At 66.9% G+C, this 17,325-nt stretch carries 15 protein-coding genes; 4 read left to right on the top strand and 11 right to left on the bottom strand.

Annotated features, from left to right (window positions below):
- Positions 1-115: 115 nt before the first annotated feature.
- Positions 116-763 (bottom strand): response regulator transcription factor, encoded by a 648-nt coding sequence (locus tag ACE3P2_RS06880; protein WP_374262566.1) that lies wholly within the window; start codon positions 761-763, stop codon positions 116-118.
- Between the two features lie 113 nt (positions 764-876).
- On the opposite strand from ACE3P2_RS06880, the gene ACE3P2_RS06875 reads away from it, so the two are divergent.
- The 4 genes from ACE3P2_RS06875 to ACE3P2_RS06860 all read left to right on the top strand — a co-directional run bounded on the left by ACE3P2_RS06875 (position 877) and on the right by ACE3P2_RS06860 (position 6,248).
- Positions 877-2,967 carry a TonB-dependent receptor plug domain-containing protein gene (locus ACE3P2_RS06875; RefSeq protein ID WP_374262563.1) on the top strand — a complete coding sequence of 697 codons (2,091 nt, stop codon included), beginning with the start codon at positions 877-879 and terminating at the stop codon, positions 2,965-2,967.
- 8 nt (positions 2,968-2,975) lie between these two features.
- Positions 2,976-3,902: an ABC transporter substrate-binding protein gene (locus ACE3P2_RS06870; protein ID WP_374262560.1), complete on the top strand. Its 927-nt coding sequence runs from the start codon at positions 2,976-2,978 to the stop codon at positions 3,900-3,902.
- The gene (locus ACE3P2_RS06865; protein ID WP_374262557.1) at positions 3,899-5,782 is read left to right on the top strand and encodes an ATP-binding protein; all 1,884 of its coding nucleotides are present in this window, start codon (positions 3,899-3,901) and stop codon (positions 5,780-5,782) included. The genes ACE3P2_RS06870 and ACE3P2_RS06865 overlap by 4 nt, the downstream gene beginning before the upstream one ends.
- Positions 5,783-5,846: 64 nt before the next feature.
- The gene (locus ACE3P2_RS06860) at positions 5,847-6,248 is read left to right on the top strand and encodes a PhaM family polyhydroxyalkanoate granule multifunctional regulatory protein (RefSeq protein ID WP_374262555.1); all 402 of its coding nucleotides are present in this window, start codon (positions 5,847-5,849) and stop codon (positions 6,246-6,248) included.
- A 51-nt stretch (positions 6,249-6,299) separates the two neighbouring features.
- Here the strand turns inward: ACE3P2_RS06860 and ACE3P2_RS06855 are convergent, their stop codons facing one another.
- The 10 genes from ACE3P2_RS06855 to ACE3P2_RS06810 all read right to left on the bottom strand — a co-directional run.
- Positions 6,300-7,199: an AEC family transporter gene (locus ACE3P2_RS06855; RefSeq protein ID WP_374262552.1), complete on the bottom strand. Its 900-nt coding sequence runs from the start codon at positions 7,197-7,199 to the stop codon at positions 6,300-6,302.
- Between the two features lie 150 nt (positions 7,200-7,349).
- Positions 7,350-8,585 (bottom strand): phenylacetate--CoA ligase family protein, encoded by a 1,236-nt coding sequence (locus ACE3P2_RS06850; RefSeq protein WP_374262549.1) that lies wholly within the window; start codon positions 8,583-8,585, stop codon positions 7,350-7,352.
- Positions 8,586-8,679: 94 nt separating this feature from the next.
- On the bottom strand, positions 8,680-9,480 hold the full coding sequence (locus ACE3P2_RS06845; RefSeq protein WP_374262546.1) for an ABC transporter ATP-binding protein: 801 nt from the start codon (positions 9,478-9,480) through the stop codon (positions 8,680-8,682).
- A gap of 189 nt (positions 9,481-9,669) precedes the next feature.
- Positions 9,670-10,992 carry an ABC transporter substrate-binding protein gene (locus ACE3P2_RS06840; RefSeq protein ID WP_374262543.1) on the bottom strand — a complete coding sequence of 441 codons (1,323 nt, stop codon included), beginning with the start codon at positions 10,990-10,992 and terminating at the stop codon, positions 9,670-9,672.
- Positions 10,993-11,056: 64 nt separating this feature from the next.
- Positions 11,057-12,124: a branched-chain amino acid ABC transporter permease gene (locus tag ACE3P2_RS06835; protein WP_374262540.1), complete on the bottom strand. Its 1,068-nt coding sequence runs from the start codon at positions 12,122-12,124 to the stop codon at positions 11,057-11,059.
- Positions 12,125-12,144: 20 nt separating this feature from the next.
- A complete protein-coding gene (locus tag ACE3P2_RS06830) occupies positions 12,145-12,570 on the bottom strand; it encodes a hypothetical protein (protein ID WP_374262537.1) in 426 nt (141 codons plus the stop codon).
- Positions 12,571-12,584: 14 nt separating this feature from the next.
- Positions 12,585-13,511 (bottom strand): branched-chain amino acid ABC transporter permease, encoded by a 927-nt coding sequence (locus ACE3P2_RS06825; protein WP_374262535.1) that lies wholly within the window; start codon positions 13,509-13,511, stop codon positions 12,585-12,587.
- A 126-nt stretch (positions 13,512-13,637) separates the two neighbouring features.
- Entirely contained in the window at positions 13,638-14,420 is a 783-nt protein-coding gene (locus ACE3P2_RS06820) for an ABC transporter ATP-binding protein (RefSeq protein WP_374262532.1), read from the bottom strand.
- A 12-nt stretch (positions 14,421-14,432) separates the two neighbouring features.
- Positions 14,433-16,415 carry a long-chain fatty acid--CoA ligase gene (locus ACE3P2_RS06815; protein WP_374262530.1) on the bottom strand — a complete coding sequence of 661 codons (1,983 nt, stop codon included), beginning with the start codon at positions 16,413-16,415 and terminating at the stop codon, positions 14,433-14,435.
- Positions 16,416-17,200: 785 nt separating this feature from the next.
- Positions 17,201-17,325, bottom strand: a 125-nt coding sequence (locus ACE3P2_RS06810) for a transposase (RefSeq protein WP_374259569.1), incomplete at its 5' end; no start/stop codon positions are given.

Raw genomic sequence — 17,325 nt, 5'->3', positions numbered from 1 at the left:
CAAGTCGCATCATTTCAAACCAGTGTCGATCCGTTGCGCAGGATTATAGGCGATAATAAGAATTGTTCGCAAAAACAAGCCAGAAACCGTGTCTTAGCCCGCGGATGAATCCGCCTCACACGCGCAAGCCGGCGCGGGTCATCATCAGCAGCGCCTGCGCCCGGCTCGTCACCCCGAGCGCGCGCAGGATCGCCGACACGTGCACCTTGACGGTTCCCTCCGACAGCCCCAGAAACTCGGCGATGTCGCGGTTCGACTTGCCCTGTGCCACCAGTTCGAGCACCCGCCCCTGCGCCGCGGTGAGCTGGAAGCGCTCGGCGAAGGCCTGGCTGGCGCGCCGGTTGCGGCTGCCTCCGTCGCTCCCGCTGGACGCCTCGGGCGTGAACACCCCGCCGGCCAGCACCGTGCGCACCGCCTCGATGAGGGTGTTGCTGGGGCTCGCCTTGGAAACGAAACCCGAGGCGCCGGCCTTCATCGCCCGCTGCACCGACTCCCGGTCGTCGAGGGCCGACACCACCAGCGCCGGCACGTCCGGAAAGCGCTTGGCGATCACCCCGAGGAGCGAGAAGCCGTTGATCTCCGGGAGCATCAGATCGACCACCAGCAGGTCGCAATCGGGGTCCGCCTCGAGCATCGCCAACGCATCGGTGGCATTGCTCGCCTGCTGGCAATGGACGTCCTCCGCCACCTGCGCAAGGGTCAGCGCCATCGCTTCCCTCACCAGCACGTGGTCCTCGATAATCAGAATACGTGTCTGCATCATGACCGCCAAATTATTGCGGAAAATTCGAAATCGATTTTTACCCGCAGTTTAGCCTACCCAGCCCTGCCCAAAACGTACAAAATCGTGGTTTACGCGCCGAACCGGCAAAAATCATGCCGCCCTACCTGAAAATCGCCAGTCCTGTCCGCGCCCTGCGCGCACCCGCTTTCCTTCTCGGTCTGCTGCCCCTCGCCGCGCAGGCCAACCCCGATCTCAGCGAGGCCGAACACTTCGACGACCTGCCGGTGGTGCTCTCCGCGACCCGGCTGGCCCAGGCGCCCGCCGACGCGCCAGGCGCCGTCAGCGTGCTCGACCGCGAGATGATCCGCGCATCCGGCGCCCGCAACATTTACGAACTGTTCCGCCTGATCCCCGGCTTCCAGCTCGGTATGCACACCGGCAACACGCCGCTGGTGGCCTATCACGGCCTCTCCGACGACGCCCCGCGGCGCATGCTGGTGCAGGTGGACGGCCGCTCGATCTATTCGCCCTACCTGATTTCCGGCGTCGAATGGAACCAGATCGGGGTGGACATCGACGACATCGAACGCATCGAGATCTTCCGCGGCTCTAACTCCGCCACCTACGGCAGCAACGCCTTCCTGGGCGTCGCCAACATCATCACCCGCGCCCCCGCCGAAACGCTCGGCACCGCGCTGCGCTATCGGGCCGGCGACAACGGCATCAACGATTTCGGCGTGCGCACCGGCCGCCAGTTCGGCGACGTCGCCGTGCGCCTGTCGGTGTCGCGCACCTACGACCACGGTTTCGGCAACTACGCGCCGAACAACGAGCGCATCAACGACTGGCGCTACACCCAGCTCGGCACCCTCAACGCCGACTGGCGTACTGACAGCGCCAACAGCGTCGAATTCCAGACCGGCTGGACCGACTCCCACGAAGGCACGGGCAAGGAGTTCAACGCCACCGACCCGGAGCGGGCCATGCGCATCTACACCGGCTTCGGCCTGCTGCGCTGGCGCCACGCCCCGGCACCGGGCGAGGAGCTCACGGTCACCTACTACCACCAGGAAGAAAACGGCCGCGACCACTACGACAGCATCGCCAGCACGAAGATCACCCTCAACGGCGTCTCGCGCACGGTTTCGATCCCGGTGCGCTTCGACTACGACTTCAAGGCCGTGCGCGACGACCTCGAGCTGCAACGCATCACCACCCTGACCCCGTCGCTGCGGGCCATCGCCGGGGCCGGCTGGCGCACCGACCTGCTCTCCGCCCCATCCCGCTTCAACACCCCGAACCCGGTCCGCAGCACCATCACGCGGGCCTTCGGCACGCTCGAATGGCGTGCCTCGTCCACGTGGCTGTTCAACATCGGCGCGATGGTCGAGGACAACTCCCTCACCGGCACCGCCCTGGCGCCGCGGCTGTCGGCCAACTACCACATGACCGACAGCCAGACCTGGCGGATCTCGATCAGCCGCTCGCACCGCAACCCGATGGCCTTCGAACAGAAGTCCAGCATGATCTACACCAACTCGGCGCCAGTCACCGTGGCGGGCAAGACCTACCCCGCCGGCACGCCCCTGAACCAGACCTTCCGCCCCTCGCCCGACCTGCACGCCGAACGCATCACCACCTACGAGCTGGGCTACCTCGCCGAGCTGCGCCCCCTCAAGACCACCATCGACGCGCGCATCTTCCTCGAACGCGCCCGCGACCTGGTCGAGATGAAGGCCGGCCCGTCCACCGCCGGCCTCTTCTGGCGCGACAACACCCGCTACTTCACCAACAGTGGCGAAGCCGACATCCGCGGTCTGGAAGTATCGGCCACCTGGCGGCCCGGCCCGCGCACCTGGCTCACCGCCAATCACACCGAACTGCGCATCGACAACCCCAACTACACCCGCAGCACCGCCAACAGCAACTCCAGCGGCTGGATCGAATACACCGCGCCCAAGCACACCTCCACGCTCTTCGGCGCCTGGGAATTCCACCCCGACTGGCAGATCAGCGCCGCCAAGCACTGGATCGGCTCGATGAGCTGGTACCAGGACGCCGCCCACAAGACCGCGCCCTACCGCCAGCTCGATCTGCGCCTCGCCCGCCGCCTGCCGGCCAGCTTCGGCCGTGGCGAAATCGCCCTCGTCGCCCGCAACGCCGACGGCCCCGATCAGACTTACGCCCCCGACACCTCCTGGTGGGCCCGCTCCGTCTTCGCCAGCCTGAACCTCGAGCTCTAGCATTCCCGATGGCCGCGGCCCGGCGCCTCTTCCTCTGCCTCCTGCTCGCTCTCGGCGGCGGACTGTCGCTGCCCGCGTGGGCGGCGACGGTGGTGTTCGTCATGTCCGAGGAGAGCAGCGCCTTCAGCGAGGCCGCCGAAGCCCTGGCCAACGAACTGCGCGGCACCGGCCATCGCCCCCAGACCCTGCTCCTGCCCCTGCGCGCCGACGACGCCGCGGCCCTGTCCGGCACCGCGCTGGTCGTCACCTTCGGCACCCGCGCCGCGCAGACCGTGGCCGCCCTTTCCCCGCGCACCCTCGTCCTGCACACCCTGCTCCCGCGCAGCGCCTACGAACGCCTGCCCGGCCGCAGCGACGACGGCCGCCGCGTCTCGGCGGTATTCCTCGACCAGCCCCCCGCCCGGCAGATCGAACTGCTGCGCATCGCCCTCCCCGAGTGGTCGCGGGTCGGCCTGGTGGTCGGCCGCGAGAGCGGCGAACTCGGCACCCGCCTGCAGGCCAGCGCACGCGACCGGCGCCTGCGCCCGACCCTCGAAACCGCCAACGAGGAAAGCGACCTGTACCCGGCACTGCAGCGCATGTTCGCCGAACCCACCGTCCTCATCGCGGTGCCCGACCCACAGCTGTTCAACAACCGCACCATCTCCAACATCCTGCTCACCGCCTATCACCACCGCTCGCCGGTGATCGGCTTCTCGCCCGCCTACGTCAAGGCGGGCGCCCTGTTCGCCCTTTACAGCACCCCGGCGCAGATCGGCCAGCAGGCCGGCGAAGCCGCGCGCATCGGCCTCATCAGCGGCAACCTGCCGCTGCCCGCCGCGCCGCGCCAGTTCCGGATCAGCACCAACCCCTACGTCGCCCGCTCCCTCGGCATCACCCTCGAGGATGCGGCCGTCCTGCGCGAACGCCTCGAACGCTCGGAGAACGCACCATGATCGGCGAAGGCAGTCTCGACATCCGGGCCCGGGCCATCCTCATCGCCGCACTGCCGGTGATCGTCATGGCCGGGCTGCTGATCTTCTTCTTCACCTCCTCGCGGCTGTCCGATCTCGAGGACGTCCACATCCAGCGCGGCAAGGCGCTGGCCCGCCAGCTGGCCGCGGCCAGCGAGTACGGCGTGTTCTCGGGCAACCTCGAAAGCCTGCGCAAGCTCAGCAACGCCATCGTCGTCGAGAAGGACGTGGTGCGCGTGGTGGTGATCGGCCCGCAGCACGACGTGCTCACCGAAACCGTCTCGCCCGACCGTCTCGCCGAGCACGGTTCCGACCCGCCGCTGCGCTTTCGCGAGCCGGTCACCGGAGTCGGCGTCAACATCGAGGACGCCTTCCTCGAGAACACCGGGATCAGCCCGCCGGCGGGCACCGAGCGGCGCGGCGAAGTGCTCGTCGAGATGACCCGCGAATCGCTCCGCGCCGAAGAGCGCCGCCTGTTCTGGAACGCCGTGCTGCTCGGTGTCGCGGTGCTGGTCGCCAGCGTGCTGCTGGCCCTGCAGATGAGTCGCGGCATCTCCGGCCCGATCCAGCGCATCGCCAGCACCGTCACCCGCTTCGGCCACGGTGACCTCGCCGCCCGCGTGCCCGTCGAAGGCGGGCGCAGCCTGCGGGCCCTGGCCGAAGGCGTCAACGACATGGCCGACAAGCTCGGCGCCTCCCAGGAATACCTGCAGCGCCAGATCGAGTCCGCCACCCGCGAACTGCTCGACAAAAAGGACGAAGCCGAGCGGGGCAACCGCGCCAAGACCCGCTTCCTGGCCGCCGCCAGCCACGACCTGCGCCAGCCCATGCACGCCCTCGGCCTGTTCGTCGCCGAACTCGGCCAGAAACCCCACGCCCCCGACACCCGGCGACTCGTCGAGCAGATCGCCGTCTCCGCCGAGACGATGGAAAACCTCCTCGACAGCCTGCTCGACATCTCGCGCCTCGACGTCGGCGTGCTCGACCGCCAGATCAAACCCTTCCCGCTGCAGCCGCTGCTCGAACGCATCGACGTGGACTACCGCCGCGAGGCCGAAATGCGCGGTCAGGGCCTGCGTCTGCGCCCCACCAGCCTGTGGGTCGAGAGCGACCCGCTGCTGCTCGAGCGCATCCTCCACAACCTCATCAGCAACGCCCTGCGCTACGCCCCTGGTGGCACCATCCTGCTCGGCTGCCGGGTGCGCGGCCGGCGGGTGCGGATCGAAGTGCGCGACAACGGCCCCGGCATCGCGCCGGAAGCCCAGGAAGCCATCTTCCAGGAGTTCGTCCAGCTCGATAACCCCGAGCGCAACCGCGCCAAGGGCCTCGGCCTCGGCCTCGCCATCGTGCGCCGCCTGACCGATCTGCTCGATCACCCCCTGACCCTCAAGTCGCGCCCCGGTCACGGCGCCCTGTTCGCCGTCGACCTGCCCGCCGCCGCCCCGGGCCTGATCGCCGAAGGCAGCCACCCGGTCGCCAGCCAGGCCCTCAACGGCCTTCACGTGGTGCTGGTGGACGACGACGAACTCGCCGTCGCCAGCACCCAGGGCCTGCTCGAATCCTGGGGCTGCGAGGTCACCGCCGCCAACAGCGAGGCGCACATCATCGCCGCCCTCGACGCCCGCGGCACCCGGCCGGACATCATCCTGAGCGACTACCAGATCACCGGCCCCGCCGACGGCCTCGAGATCATCCAGCGGCTGCGCGCCCACTACGGCGAACCGATCCCCGCGATCATCCTGAGCGGCGACACCTCCAGCGCCACCGCCGCCGCCATCCAGCAGGCCGACATTCCACTGCTCCACAAGCCCGTGCGTCCCGCCAAGCTGCGCGCCCTGCTGCAGCGCAAAACCCAAGCCTGATGCAGCGCGCCCACGCTTCGGTTAAGATCGAAAGACGATTCCACAACCATACGAGGGGAGAGCAATGAGCACCGAGAACAAGGCGCAGGATCCGCTGGAATTCATGCGCAACATGTGGAGCAAGATGGGCTTCAGTCTGCCCGGCATGGTCACTCCGACCCTCGACGTGGACGAACTCGACAAACGCATCGCCGACATGAAGGCCGTCGAGAACTGGCTCAAGATGAACCTCAGCTCCCTCCAGATGGCCACCCAGGGCCTCGAGATGCAGCGCGCCACCATCGCCGCGATGCAGGCCATGAGCAAGGTTGCGGCCGAAGGCGGCAGCCCCGAGGCCGGCCCCGCCAACCCCTTCGCCAACGGCATGTGGCCGTGGAACCTGATGCAGGGCCACGCCGAACAGGCCGCCGCGGCCGCACAAGCCCCCGCCGCGGCCGCCAAGCCCAAGGCCAAGGACAGCAAGTAAGCCCCCGCCGCCCTGCCCGCCGGCGCCCTGCCGGGGGCCGGGGCGGCGTCCTCAGGCCGCGCCCAGTCGCGTGAGCCAGAACGTCAGCGTCACCGCCGCCGCCACCGTGGTGGCCGAGATCAGACGCGCCACGCCGGGGCCGTCGCCGCCCATCCGCATCGCCAGAATGTAGGCCGACGAGGCCGTCGGCAGCGCCGCGAACGCCACCGCAGTCTGAAAGGCGACGCCCTCCAGCCCCACCGCGCGGCCCAATCCCCAGGCCACCGCCGGCAACGCCAGCAGCTTCACCACGCACAGGTAGAGCGCGCCGAACGGGCCGCCTTCGCTGCGTCCCACCCGCAGCGCAGCCCCCACCGCCAGCAGGCCGAGGGTCACCGCCGCGTCCGCCAGCCGTTGCAGGAAAGGCTGCAGCGGCGCCGGCAAGGCCAGCCCCGACACGCTGAAGGCCATGCCGGCCAGCGTCGCCAAGATCAGCGGATTCCGCGCCAGCTCCCGCCCCAGACTGCCCTGACCGTGGCGCGCCAGCATCGCCACCGCCGCCATGTTGGCGAAGGGCACCATCGCGCCGCACAGCGCCCCCATCGTCGCCACGCCGGCCGCACCGGCCAGCTTGCCGGCCACCGCGATGCCGATGTAGGTATTGAAACGGTAGGCGCACTGCAGGCGCGACGCGAACGCCATCGCCCCCAGCCCCATCAGCGGACGCCCGAGCAGCCCCAGCAGCAACCCCGCCACCATCGTCGCCAGCCCCACCCCGAACAGGGGCGCCATGCCGCCGATGTCGATGGGTGCGCGGGCCAGCGCGTTGAACAGCAGGGCCGGGAACAGCACGAAGTACACCAGCTTCTCGACCCCGGTCCAGAAGCCGTCGCCCAGCCCGGGCATGTGGCGCAGCGCTGCCCCGAGGGCGATCAGCGCGAAGTCGGGCAACAGCAGCAGAAAGCTCTGCATGGCTCAGCCCCCGCCCACGGCGGCGCGGGACGCACCGCCGGCCAGGGGCCGCGGACAGGAAGGGGGGCGCCGGCACATCGTCATGCCCCGAGTGTGCCTCAAGCCCGCGCCGCGCGGGATCGGGGGTTTCCGCAGCGGGCGGCGGGCGCCTCAGGCGTAGGTGCGCAGATCGTCGATGATCTTGCCGTCGTTGGCGAGACTGCCCACCGCGCACAGCTTCACCTCGCCGCGCAGCTTGGTGACCTCGCGGATCGACGCGGCGATGGCCTCGGCGAGCCCGTCGTGCGCGCCGTCCACCTCGCAATGCAGGGTCATGCGGTCGTTGTGGTCGGGGTTGTCCACCACCAGCCGGCCGCGCCCCAGGGCCGGGTGGCGCTTGAGCACCGCCACCACCTGGCCGGGATGCACGAACATGCCCTTCACCTTGGTGGTCTGGTCGGCGCGCCCCAGCCAGCCCCTGATGCGCGTGTTGGTGCGTCCGCAGGGCGACGCGCCGGGCAGGATCGCCGACAGGTCGCCGGTGCCGAAGCGGATCAGCGGGTAATCGGGGTTGAAGCTCGTCACCACCACCTCGCCGACCTCGCCGGGCGCCACCGGGTCGCCGGTGCCGGGGCGGACGATCTCGAGCAGCACGTCCTCGTCGAGCACCATGCCGTCGCGGGCCGCCGTCTCGAAGGCGATCAGGCCGATGTCGGCGGTGGCGTAGGCCTGGAAGGCCTGGATTCCCCGGGCGGCCAGGGCTTCGCGCTGGCTTGGCGGAAAGGCCTCGCCCGACACGAAGGCCTTTTTCAGGCTGTCCAGCTTGACGCCCTGCTCGTCGGCCTTATCGAGGAGGATGCGCAGGAAGGACGGCGTGCCGGCATAGGCGTCGGGGCGCAGGTCGAGCATCGCCGCGAGCTGTTGCTCGGTCTGCCCGACCCCGGCCGGAAACACCGTGCAGCCCAGCGCGTGGGCGGCGGTTTCCATCATCGAGCCGGCCGGCGTGAAGTGGTACGAGAAGGTGTTGTGCACTAGATCGCCGGCCCGAAAGCCCGCCGCGTAGAACGCGCGGGCCAGCCGCCAGTAATCCTTGCGCGCGCCCTCCGGCTCGTAGATCGGGCCGGGCGAGGCGAACACCCGCGCACAACCGCTGCCCCAGCCCACCGCCGCAAAGCCGCCGAAGGGCCGCGCGCCTTTCTGCAGTTCCAGCAACTCGGACTTGCGCACCACCGGCAGCGCGGCCAGCGCCTCGCGGGTGGTGATCGTCGCCGGGTCGATGTGGGCCAGCAGCCTGGCGTAGGCGGCGGTCTTCGCCCGGGCATGGGCGATCTGGGCCGGCAGACGGGCGAGCAGGTCGCGCTCCCGCAGCGCGGGATCGCGGGTTTCTCGGGCGTCGTAGTAGTTCATGAAGTTCTCCGCGTCTTTCTTCTTGTTCGTCGCCCGATGGGCGGCCTGTTCAATGCGCGATCCGCCCCCGACGGGGCGCCACCCGTCGCGCGGATCACGACAACCAGCGTTTCCTTCGCCGGTAATGCTTGACCTCCCGGAAGCTCTTTCTCCCCTCCGACGACAGCCCCAGATAGAACTCCTTCACGTCCTCGTTGGTGCGCAGGTCTTCCGCCTCGCCTTCCATCACGACGCGGCCGTTTTCGAGGATGTAGCCGAAGTCGGCGTAGCGCAGGGCGACCATGGTGTTCTGCTCGGCCAGCAGGAAGCTCACGTTCTCCTTGCTGTTGAGGTCCTTCACGATCTCGAAGATCTCCTCGACGATCTGCGGCGCGAGGCCCATCGACGGCTCATCCAGCAGGATCATCTCGGGCTTGGCCATCAGGGCACGGCCGATGGCGCACATCTGCTGCTCGCCGCCGGAGGTGTAGCCGGCTTGCGAGGTGCGCCGCGTCTTGAGGCGCGGGAAGTAGGCATACACCTTCTCCAGGCTCTCCTTCAGCTCGCCGCGGGACTGGCTGCGGGTGTAGGCGCCGGTGAGCAGGTTTTCCTCGATGGACAGGTGGCCGAAGCAGTGGCGGCCCTCCATCACCTGGATGACGCCCTTCTTCACCAGGTCGGCCGGGGTGAGCTGGTCGATGCGCTCGCCCTTGAACTCGACGCTGCCCTTGGTCACGTCGCCGCGCTCGGCGCGCAGCAGGTTGGAGATCGACTTGAGGGTGGTGCTCTTGCCGGCGCCGTTGGCCCCCAGCAGGGCCACGATCTTGCCCTGGGGCACCTGCAGCGAGACGCCCTTGAGCACGAGGATCACGTGGTCGTAGATGACCTCGATGTTGTTGATGCTGAGGTAAGACATGGCGACGGCCATCCTCCGTTGCGGACGGGGGCAGCCCGTCCTCGGTCTAGTGCCTTGGGGGGAGCGCTGACTGTAGGTGCGAATTCATTCGCACGACACGCGCCGAGCCAGGGCAGATCGGTGTTGCAGGTCGGCGGGCGAAGGAATTCGCCCCTACAGGGGCCGGCGTGCTACCGGCCCCTGCGCCGATCAGCTCTCCTTCGAGCAGTCGCGCAGCTTGATGCCCTTTTCCTTGGCGTAGGCGGCGGCGGATTCCTCGATCATGCCGCGCACCAGCGGACGGTCGGAGTCGACCCAGTCGGTGATGACCTTCCACTGGGCGCCGTCCCACTGCTGGAACTTCACCTTGCCCGGGCCTTCGTGGTCGGCACAGGTGATCTTGAGCGGCGGCATGAAGCCGGTGGCACCCAGGGCCTTCAGGCGGGCGTCGTCGAGGTTGAGGTTCTCGAAGCCCCAGCGCACCTGCTCGCCGGTCATCGCCTTGCCCTTGCCGAACTTCTCCTGGGCCTTGCGGATCGCCTCGACCGTGATGATCCCGTGCACCACGCCACGGTTGTAATACACCGAGCCGATGCGGGACTTGTCTTCCATGTTGCCCTTGTCCTTGCCGTACACGTGCTTCTTGATGTCGGCGACGACCGGGTAGCTGGCGCCCGCAACGTTGAAGCCGGCGGCGATGAAGCCCTTGGCGGCGGGGCCGGCGGGGATGGTGTCCTCCTCGGCGCCGGACCACCACACGCCGAGCAGCTTCTCGCGCGGGAAGCCGGTCTTGGCGGCGGCCTTGATGGCGGTCGGGTTCATCACGCCCCAGCCCCACAGGATCACGTAGTCGGGCTTGGCCTGGCGGATCTGCAGCCACTGGGACTGCTGCTCGTTGCCCGGATGGGCCACCGCGATCTTGAGGACTTCGAAGCCGTGCTTGGCGGCCAGCTTGTCCATGATCGCGTGGGATTCCTTGCCGTAGGCGGAGTCGTGGTACAGCAGGCCGATCTTCTTGCCCTTCAGCTTGTCCATGCCGCCTTCCTTCTGGCCGATGTAGTTCACCATCGCCGAGGCCTGCGACCAGTAGGTGGTGATCATCGGGAAGACCCACGGGAAGACGCGGCCGTCGGCGGCGTCGGTGCGGCCGTAGCCGATGGTGACCATCGGAATCTTGTCCTGGGCCACCTTCTCGAGCACCGAGTAGGTGATGCCGGTTGAAACCGGCTGGAACACCGAGTTGCCGGTGCTGCCTTTCTTCTTCAGGCGCTCGTAGCACTCCACGCCGCGGGCGTTGTTGTACTCGGTCTCGCACTCTTCCCAGGTCAGCTTGACGCCATTGACGCCGCCGTCGCGCTCGTTGATGAGCTGCATGTAGTCGATCCAGCCGCCGAACAGGCCCGAACCGCCGGCGGCGTAGGGCCCGACGCGATAGCTCGGCAGGCCGATGAACTGTTCGTCGGCGCTCGCCACGCCGCTGCCCAGCAGGCCGGCGATGGCAGCACCCAGCAGGATGGTGTGCTTCAGTTTCATGGTGTGTCTCCTCTTTTTGGTTTGGGTGCTACGACGAAAACGGTGTCAAGAACGATCGCGGACCTTAATGGGGGAAGGGCCACAGGCGCAGCTTCTCCTTGGCGATCTGCCACAGGCGCGCGAGGCCGTGGGGCTCGACGATCAGGAAGAAGATGATCAGGCCGCCGAACACGATGAGCTGGAAGTTGGACACGAAGCTCGCCCCCAGGGCATCGCCGAAGATCATCGGCACCACGTTGTCGAGGAAGATCGGCAGCAGCACGATGAAGGCCGCGCCCAGGAAGGAACCCATGATCGAGCCCACCCCGCCGATGATGATCATGAACAGGACCTTGAACGACAGGTCGAGGTTGAAGGCCTCCGGCTCGACGGTGCCGATGTAGGTGTAGGCGTACAGCGCGCCGGCCACGCCGCAGTAGAACGAGCTCACCGCGAAGGCCAGCAGCTTGGTGCGCATCAGGCGAAAGCCGATCACCTGGGCCGCCACGTCCATGTCGCGCACCGCCATCCAGGCCCGGCCGGTGGAGGAACGCACCATGTTCTTGGCGAGCAGCGCCATGACGGCGACGATCAGGAAGGTGAGGACGTACTTGGCCTCGGGGCTGACGAAGGTGTAGCCGAGGATCGTCACGTCCTGGGCGGTGACGACACCCGACGACGAGTTGTTGGAGAACCACGGAAACTTGACCAAGGCCCACACGATGAAGAACTGCGCCGCCAGTGTTGCCACCGCGAGATAGAAACCCTTGATGCGCAGGCTCGGCAGGCCGAACAGGATGCCCACCAGCGCCGCCGTGAGCCCCGCCAGCACCAGCGCCACCAGGAACGGCATCCCGTCGATGCGCAGCATGAAGTTGTAGGCCGCGAAGGCCCCCACCGCCATGAAGGCCGCCGAACCCAGGGACAACTGCCCCGCGTAGCCGGTGAGGATGTTGAGGCCCAGCGCGGCCAGCGAGAAGATCAGCACCGGAATGAGGATGGCCTTGAGCCAGTACTGGTTGGCCAGCAGCGGCACGGCCACCCCCAGCACCAGCATCAGCACCCAGAAGCCGACCCGGTCCTGGCGGATCGGGAAGATCTGGGCATCTTCGGCGTAACTGGCCTTGAACTGGCCGGCTTCACGATAAAACATGGGTGGGTCTCCTTATCCGCTCAGGCAGCGGCCCGCTGCCGGCTGACCGTCTTGTCATGGTGTTCGGCGATGGCCTTCGCGGGGTGCGCGGCAAGCACCGCATCGCCGCGCAGGAAGCGCTCGGGCGGGTGAGGACGCGGTTGCGCGCCCGAACCCTTTGTTTCGGTGCTGAGAAGAAACACTTCGTCGCTGCGAAGAAAGGTTTGGCGCCCCGATATAAAGGTTGCAGCGTCCAACATAAAGGTTTGGGTCTCCAACATAAGGGTTGCGACCTCGAACATAAGGGTTTGGCTCGCCAAACCCTTATGTTGGCGAGCGAACATCAGCAGTTCACCCTTCCACAAAGACCTTTCGCCCGCCAACATCGACTGTTGCATCGCGGAACAAGGCTTTGCAGCGGCCGCACCTTTCATCGGCGTGGCGCTACGGGCATGGAATCGATTCATCGCCCTGCTCCCGGTCACACGCGGTCGATGTGTTTCTCGCCGAACAGCCCTTCGGGGCGCACCAGCAGGAAGGCCAGGGCCAGCATGTAGGGGAACCAGCCTTCGATGCCGCCGCCGACCATCGGCCCCACGTACACCTCGGCCAGCTTTTCGGAGGCGCCGATGATGAGGCCGCCGACGATGGCGCCCGGCACCGAGGTGAAGCCGCCGAGGATCAGCACCGGCAGGGCCTTGAGGGCGGTGAAGGTGAGCGCGAACTGCACGCCGTTGCGGGCGCCCCAGATCAGGCCCGCCACCAGCGCCACGAAGCCCGCCACCGCCCACACCACGCGCCAGATCGTCTGCAGCGGGATGCCGATGGACAGGGCGGCCTGGTGGTCGTCGGCCACCGCGCGCAGCGCGCGGCCCACCTTGGTGTATTGGAACAGGATGGCCAGCAGCGCCACCAGCGAGGCGGCGATGCCCGCCGCGAACAGGTCGAACTTGGAGACGCCGATCTCGTAGTTGTCCATCAGCCAGGCGATGGGTTCATCGACGATGCCCAGATCGAGGCCGCGCACGGTGGCGCCCCAGGTCATCTGGGCCACGCCCTCGACCACGTAGGTGAGGCCGATGGTGGCCATGAACAGCGTGATGTGCGGCTGGTTGACCAGCGGCCGCAGCACGATGCGCTCGGTGACGATGCCCAGCAGCACCATCGCGCCGAAAGCCAGCAGCAGCGCCAGCCAGAACACCACGCCGCTGTCGGCCTCGAGCCCGAGCCAGCCGGGCAGCTTTTCCTGGAAACCCACGAAGGTGAGCGCGGCGAAGAACACCATCGCCCCCTGGGCAAAGTTGAACACGCCCGACGCCTTGTAGATCAGCACGAAACCCAGCGCGACCAGGGCGTACATGACGCCCGACAGCAGCCCGCCGAGCAGTACCTCAATGAAGAATTGCATCTTCCTGTCTCCCTTGCAGCGGTTTGACTCACCAGCCGCCGCTCTTTCTGTAGGTGCGAATGCATTCGCACGATCACCTGCCGCAACCTTCCGCGGGCGAATGAATTCGCCCCTACACGGCCCTTCTCAATGGGCAGTGCCGAGGTAGGCCTTGATCACTTCGGGGTTGTTCTTCACCTCGTCCGGTGCGCCGTCGCCGATCTTCTTGCCGTAGTCGAGCACCACCACGCGGTCGGAGATGTCCATCACCACGCCCATGTCGTGCTCGATGAGGACGATGGTGGTGCCGTAGTGGTCATTCACGTCGAGGATGAAGCGACACATGTCCTGCTTCTCTTCCACGTTCATGCCGGCCATCGGCTCGTCGAGGAGCAGGATGTGCGGCTCGGCGGCCAGCGCCCGGGCCAGCTCGACACGCTTCTGCAGACCGTAGGGCAGGCGCCCGACGGGCGTCTTGCGGATGTCCTGGATCTCGAGGAACTCGATGACCTCCTCGACCTTGATGCGGTGCGCGATCTCCTCCTTCTGCGCGGCGCCCCAGTAGAGCGCGTGCTGCAGGAAGTTGCAGCGCATCTTGAGGTTGCGCCCGGTCATGATGTTGTCGAGCACCGTCATGCCCTTGAACAGGGCGATGTTCTGGAAGGTGCGGGCGATGCCCTGCTCCGCCGCCTGATGGGGCTCCATCTTCTTGCGCAGCGCACCCTTGAAGAAGATCTGCCCTTCCTGCGGGTGATAGACGCCATTGATGACGTTGAGCATCGAGCTCTTGCCGGCGCCGTTGGGCCCGATGATGGAGCGGATCTCGTGTTCCTTGACGTTGAAGCTGATGTCGGTGAGCGCCTTCACGCCGCCGAAGCGCAGGGAGATGTTCTGGAGGTCGACGATCACGTCGCCAATCTGTCTGGCCATGGTCGCTCTCCGTCAGGCCGCTTTCCGCGCGGGCGGAAAGGTCTTGGCGTCCTCGATCACGAGATCGGCGGACACCTTGTTGGTGCGGCCGTCCTCGTAGGTCACCTGGGTTTCGATGAACTGGCGCGTCTTGCCGGCGTAGAGGGCATCGATCAGCACCGCGTACTTTTCGGCCACGAAGTTGCGGCGCACCTTGCGCGTGCGGGTCAGCTCGCCGTCGTCGGCGTCGAGTTCCTTGTGCAGCACCAGGAAACGCTTGATCTGGGATTCGCTCATCTTGGGGTCGGCGGCCAGGTCGGCATTGACCTGCTCGACGCACTCGCGGATCAGCGCATACACCTGGGGCTGGCTGGCGAGGTCGGTGTAGCCCGAGTAGGCCATGCCCTTGCGCTCGGCCCAGTTGCCGACGGCTTCCAGATCGATGTTGACGAAGGCGGTGACAAAGTCGCGGCCGTTGCCGAAGCACACCACTTCCTTGATGTGCTGGAAAAACTTGAGCTTGTTCTCGATGTAGTTGGGGGCGAACATGCCGCCGCCGGTGAGCTTGCCCACGTCCTTGGCCCGGTCGATGATCTTGAGGTGGCCGTCCTCGTCGAAGAAGCCCGCGTCGCCGGTCATGAAGTAGCCCTCGGCGTTGATGGATTCGGCGGTGGCGTCGGGGCGCTTGTAGTAGGCCTTGAGCAGCATCGGGCCGCGCACCAGGATCTCGCCGTTGTCGGCGAGCTTGACCTCGACGCTGGGCGCCGGGGTGCCCACCGAGTCGAGCTTGATCTGGCCGTCGGGCTGCAGGCACACGTAGGCGCAGGTCTCGGTCTGGCCGTAGAGCTGCTTGAGGTTGATGCCGATCGAGCGGTAGAAGCGGAACAGGTCGGGCCCGATGGCGGCGCCGGCGGTGTAGGCCACGCGGATGCGGCTCATGCCGAGCACGTTCTTGAGCGGGCCGAAGACCAGCAGGTCGCCGAGGGCGTACTGGGCGCGGTCGGACGCCGAAACCGGCTTGCCGTCGAGAATGTCCGCGCCGCAGCGGCGGGCCACGTCCATGAAATGCTTGAACAGCTTGCGCTTGAGCGGGCTGGCGTCCTCCATGCGGATCATCACCTGGGTGAGCAGGTTCTCGAACACCCGCGGCGGCGCGAAGTAGTAGGTGGGGCCGATCTCGCGCAGGTCGTTCATCACCGTCTCGCCCGATTCGGGGCAGTTGATGGTGAAGCCGGCCACCAGCGCCTGGGCATAGGAGAACAGGTGATCGCCCACCCAGGCCATCGGCAGGTAGGAAAGGATGTCCTCCTGGTCGGACAGCCTGTCGAACTGGCAGCCACCCTGGGCCGCGGCGATGAAGGCACCGTGGGTCTGACACACGCCCTTGGGCTTGCCGGTGGTGCCCGAGGTGTAGAGCATCACCGAGACGTCGTCGGGGCTGCCCTTGTCGATCTCGCCACCGAGAAAATCCGGGTGGTTGCGGTCGTGGATGCGGCCCATCTCCAGCACTTCATCCAGGCCGTGCAGCCAGGTCTGGTTGTAATGGCGCAGGCCGCGGGGATCGTCGTAGATGACGTGCTCGAGGAGCGGCAGGCCGCCCTTGATCTCGAGCATCTTGTCCACCTGTTCCTGGTCCTCGACACAGGCGAAGCGGATCTCCGCGTCCTCCATCACGTAGGCCATTTCCTGGGCCACGGCGTCCTGGTACATCATCACCGGAATGCCGCCGAGGCACTGGCAGGCCGCCACCGACCAGTACAGCCGCGGGCGGTTGTCGCCGACCACGGCGAGGCGGTCGCCGCGCTTGAAGCCCAGCTCGGCCAGACCGCTGGCGATCGCGCGCACCCGCTCGGCCACCTCCATCCAGGTGTAGGTCTGCCAGATGCCGTATTCCTTTTCGCGCATCGCCGGCCGATTGGGCCGCTGCCGGGCGTGGTGCATCAGCAGGCGTGGAAACGTGTCCAGGCCGCTCGCGTGCGCTGCCGTATCGCTGGCATGTGCGCCGGTGTTTGCCATCCCCATCCTCCTCCGGTCTTGTCTCGCGTCGTTCCGGCGGTCCGTTGGCGGCCGCGGATTGTGTGTTTTTCGACGTGGGAGGAGTCTGGCAAACCATGTTTGCTCAACTGTTTTTCAAATGTACGGAATTGTGAGTGGGGTACGGAAACTGAAGCCGCGCGCGAAAACGGCTGCCAAAATGGCGCGAAAAGTCGCGTCGGGCGCACTTACATGTCGCAAAGGCGAATGGCGCACGATGAATGCCAGACGCGCTTCTCCGCGATCTCCGGCAGCGCCGGGCAAGGGTTGATTCCACGCGCATCGAGGCGCTGCAACTTGTCCGCAGGGGGCGGTGGGCGATCGTCTGCTCTGAAGGGCGCTTTTTTATACTTTTTATACATCGGCGGTGCTACAAGGTGGGCCCTGCCAGCCCCCCAAAGATCGATCTCCATGCCGCCTCCAGATACTTCGATCCATTGGGTTGATATCGACGGATGTCTTCACGAAGTGTCAGTCATCGTGATCTCGGGACCGACGTGGTTCGCATATGGGCAGATCGGGAAGATATCGATCGGCGTAACGGGTGCGTCGATTGATCAGGCGCTCAATACCTGGAAAAAAAATGCCACCGAACGGCGCTTCGCTCGCTAGGGCGCTGCGTACTTCCGCCCAGGCTTTTCTCGATCGCCGTCCACCGCCCGGGCTCGGCCCCACGCTTCAACTCGGCGAGGAAGTTGGCGGCGGGCCAGAGAGCCTAGCCCTGGTCGTCACCAATGCCCGGCAGCACGCTTAGGGTGTGTGGACATTCATGCAGCCCAAATGACAGCTGCACACAGACAGATGAACGACGCAAAGCGGGATGCCAGCTTGTCGTAGCGGGTTGCGATGCGCCGAAACTGTTTGACGCGGCAAAACCAGCGTTCGACCAGAT

It is taken from the genome of Zoogloea sp., from assembly GCF_041911615.1.
GTDB lineage: Bacteria > Pseudomonadota > Gammaproteobacteria > Burkholderiales > Rhodocyclaceae > Zoogloea.
The sequence above is the reverse complement of the archived record's forward strand: the minus strand, read 5'-3'. Positions and strand labels throughout refer to the sequence as shown.

Bases quoted from the DNA above. Each gene is read 5' to 3' on its own strand.
- ACE3P2_RS06860 (WP_374262555.1), top strand. From the start codon at position 5,847: ATGAGCACCGAGAACAAGGCGCAGGATCCGCTGGAATTCATGCGCAAC.
- ACE3P2_RS06865 (WP_374262557.1), top strand. From the start codon at position 3,899: ATGATCGGCGAAGGCAGTCTCGACATCCGGGCCCGGGCCATCCTCATC.
- ACE3P2_RS06875 (WP_374262563.1), top strand. From the start codon at position 877: ATGCCGCCCTACCTGAAAATCGCCAGTCCTGTCCGCGCCCTGCGCGCA.
- ACE3P2_RS06840 (WP_374262543.1), bottom strand. From the start codon at position 10,992: ATGAAACTGAAGCACACCATCCTGCTGGGTGCTGCCATCGCCGGCCTG.
- ACE3P2_RS06835 (WP_374262540.1), bottom strand. From the start codon at position 12,124: ATGTTTTATCGTGAAGCCGGCCAGTTCAAGGCCAGTTACGCCGAAGAT.
- ACE3P2_RS06850 (WP_374262549.1), bottom strand. From the start codon at position 8,585: ATGAACTACTACGACGCCCGAGAAACCCGCGATCCCGCGCTGCGGGAG.
- ACE3P2_RS06825 (WP_374262535.1), bottom strand. From the start codon at position 13,511: ATGCAATTCTTCATTGAGGTACTGCTCGGCGGGCTGCTGTCGGGCGTC.
- ACE3P2_RS06815 (WP_374262530.1), bottom strand. From the start codon at position 16,415: ATGGCAAACACCGGCGCACATGCCAGCGATACGGCAGCGCACGCGAGC.
- ACE3P2_RS06870 (WP_374262560.1), top strand. From the start codon at position 2,976: ATGGCCGCGGCCCGGCGCCTCTTCCTCTGCCTCCTGCTCGCTCTCGGC.
- ACE3P2_RS06830 (WP_374262537.1), bottom strand. From the start codon at position 12,570: ATGAATCGATTCCATGCCCGTAGCGCCACGCCGATGAAAGGTGCGGCC.
- ACE3P2_RS06845 (WP_374262546.1), bottom strand. From the start codon at position 9,480: ATGTCTTACCTCAGCATCAACAACATCGAGGTCATCTACGACCACGTG.
- ACE3P2_RS06820 (WP_374262532.1), bottom strand. From the start codon at position 14,420: ATGGCCAGACAGATTGGCGACGTGATCGTCGACCTCCAGAACATCTCC.
- ACE3P2_RS06880 (WP_374262566.1), bottom strand. From the start codon at position 763: ATGATGCAGACACGTATTCTGATTATCGAGGACCACGTGCTGGTGAGG.
- ACE3P2_RS06855 (WP_374262552.1), bottom strand. From the start codon at position 7,199: ATGCAGAGCTTTCTGCTGCTGTTGCCCGACTTCGCGCTGATCGCCCTC.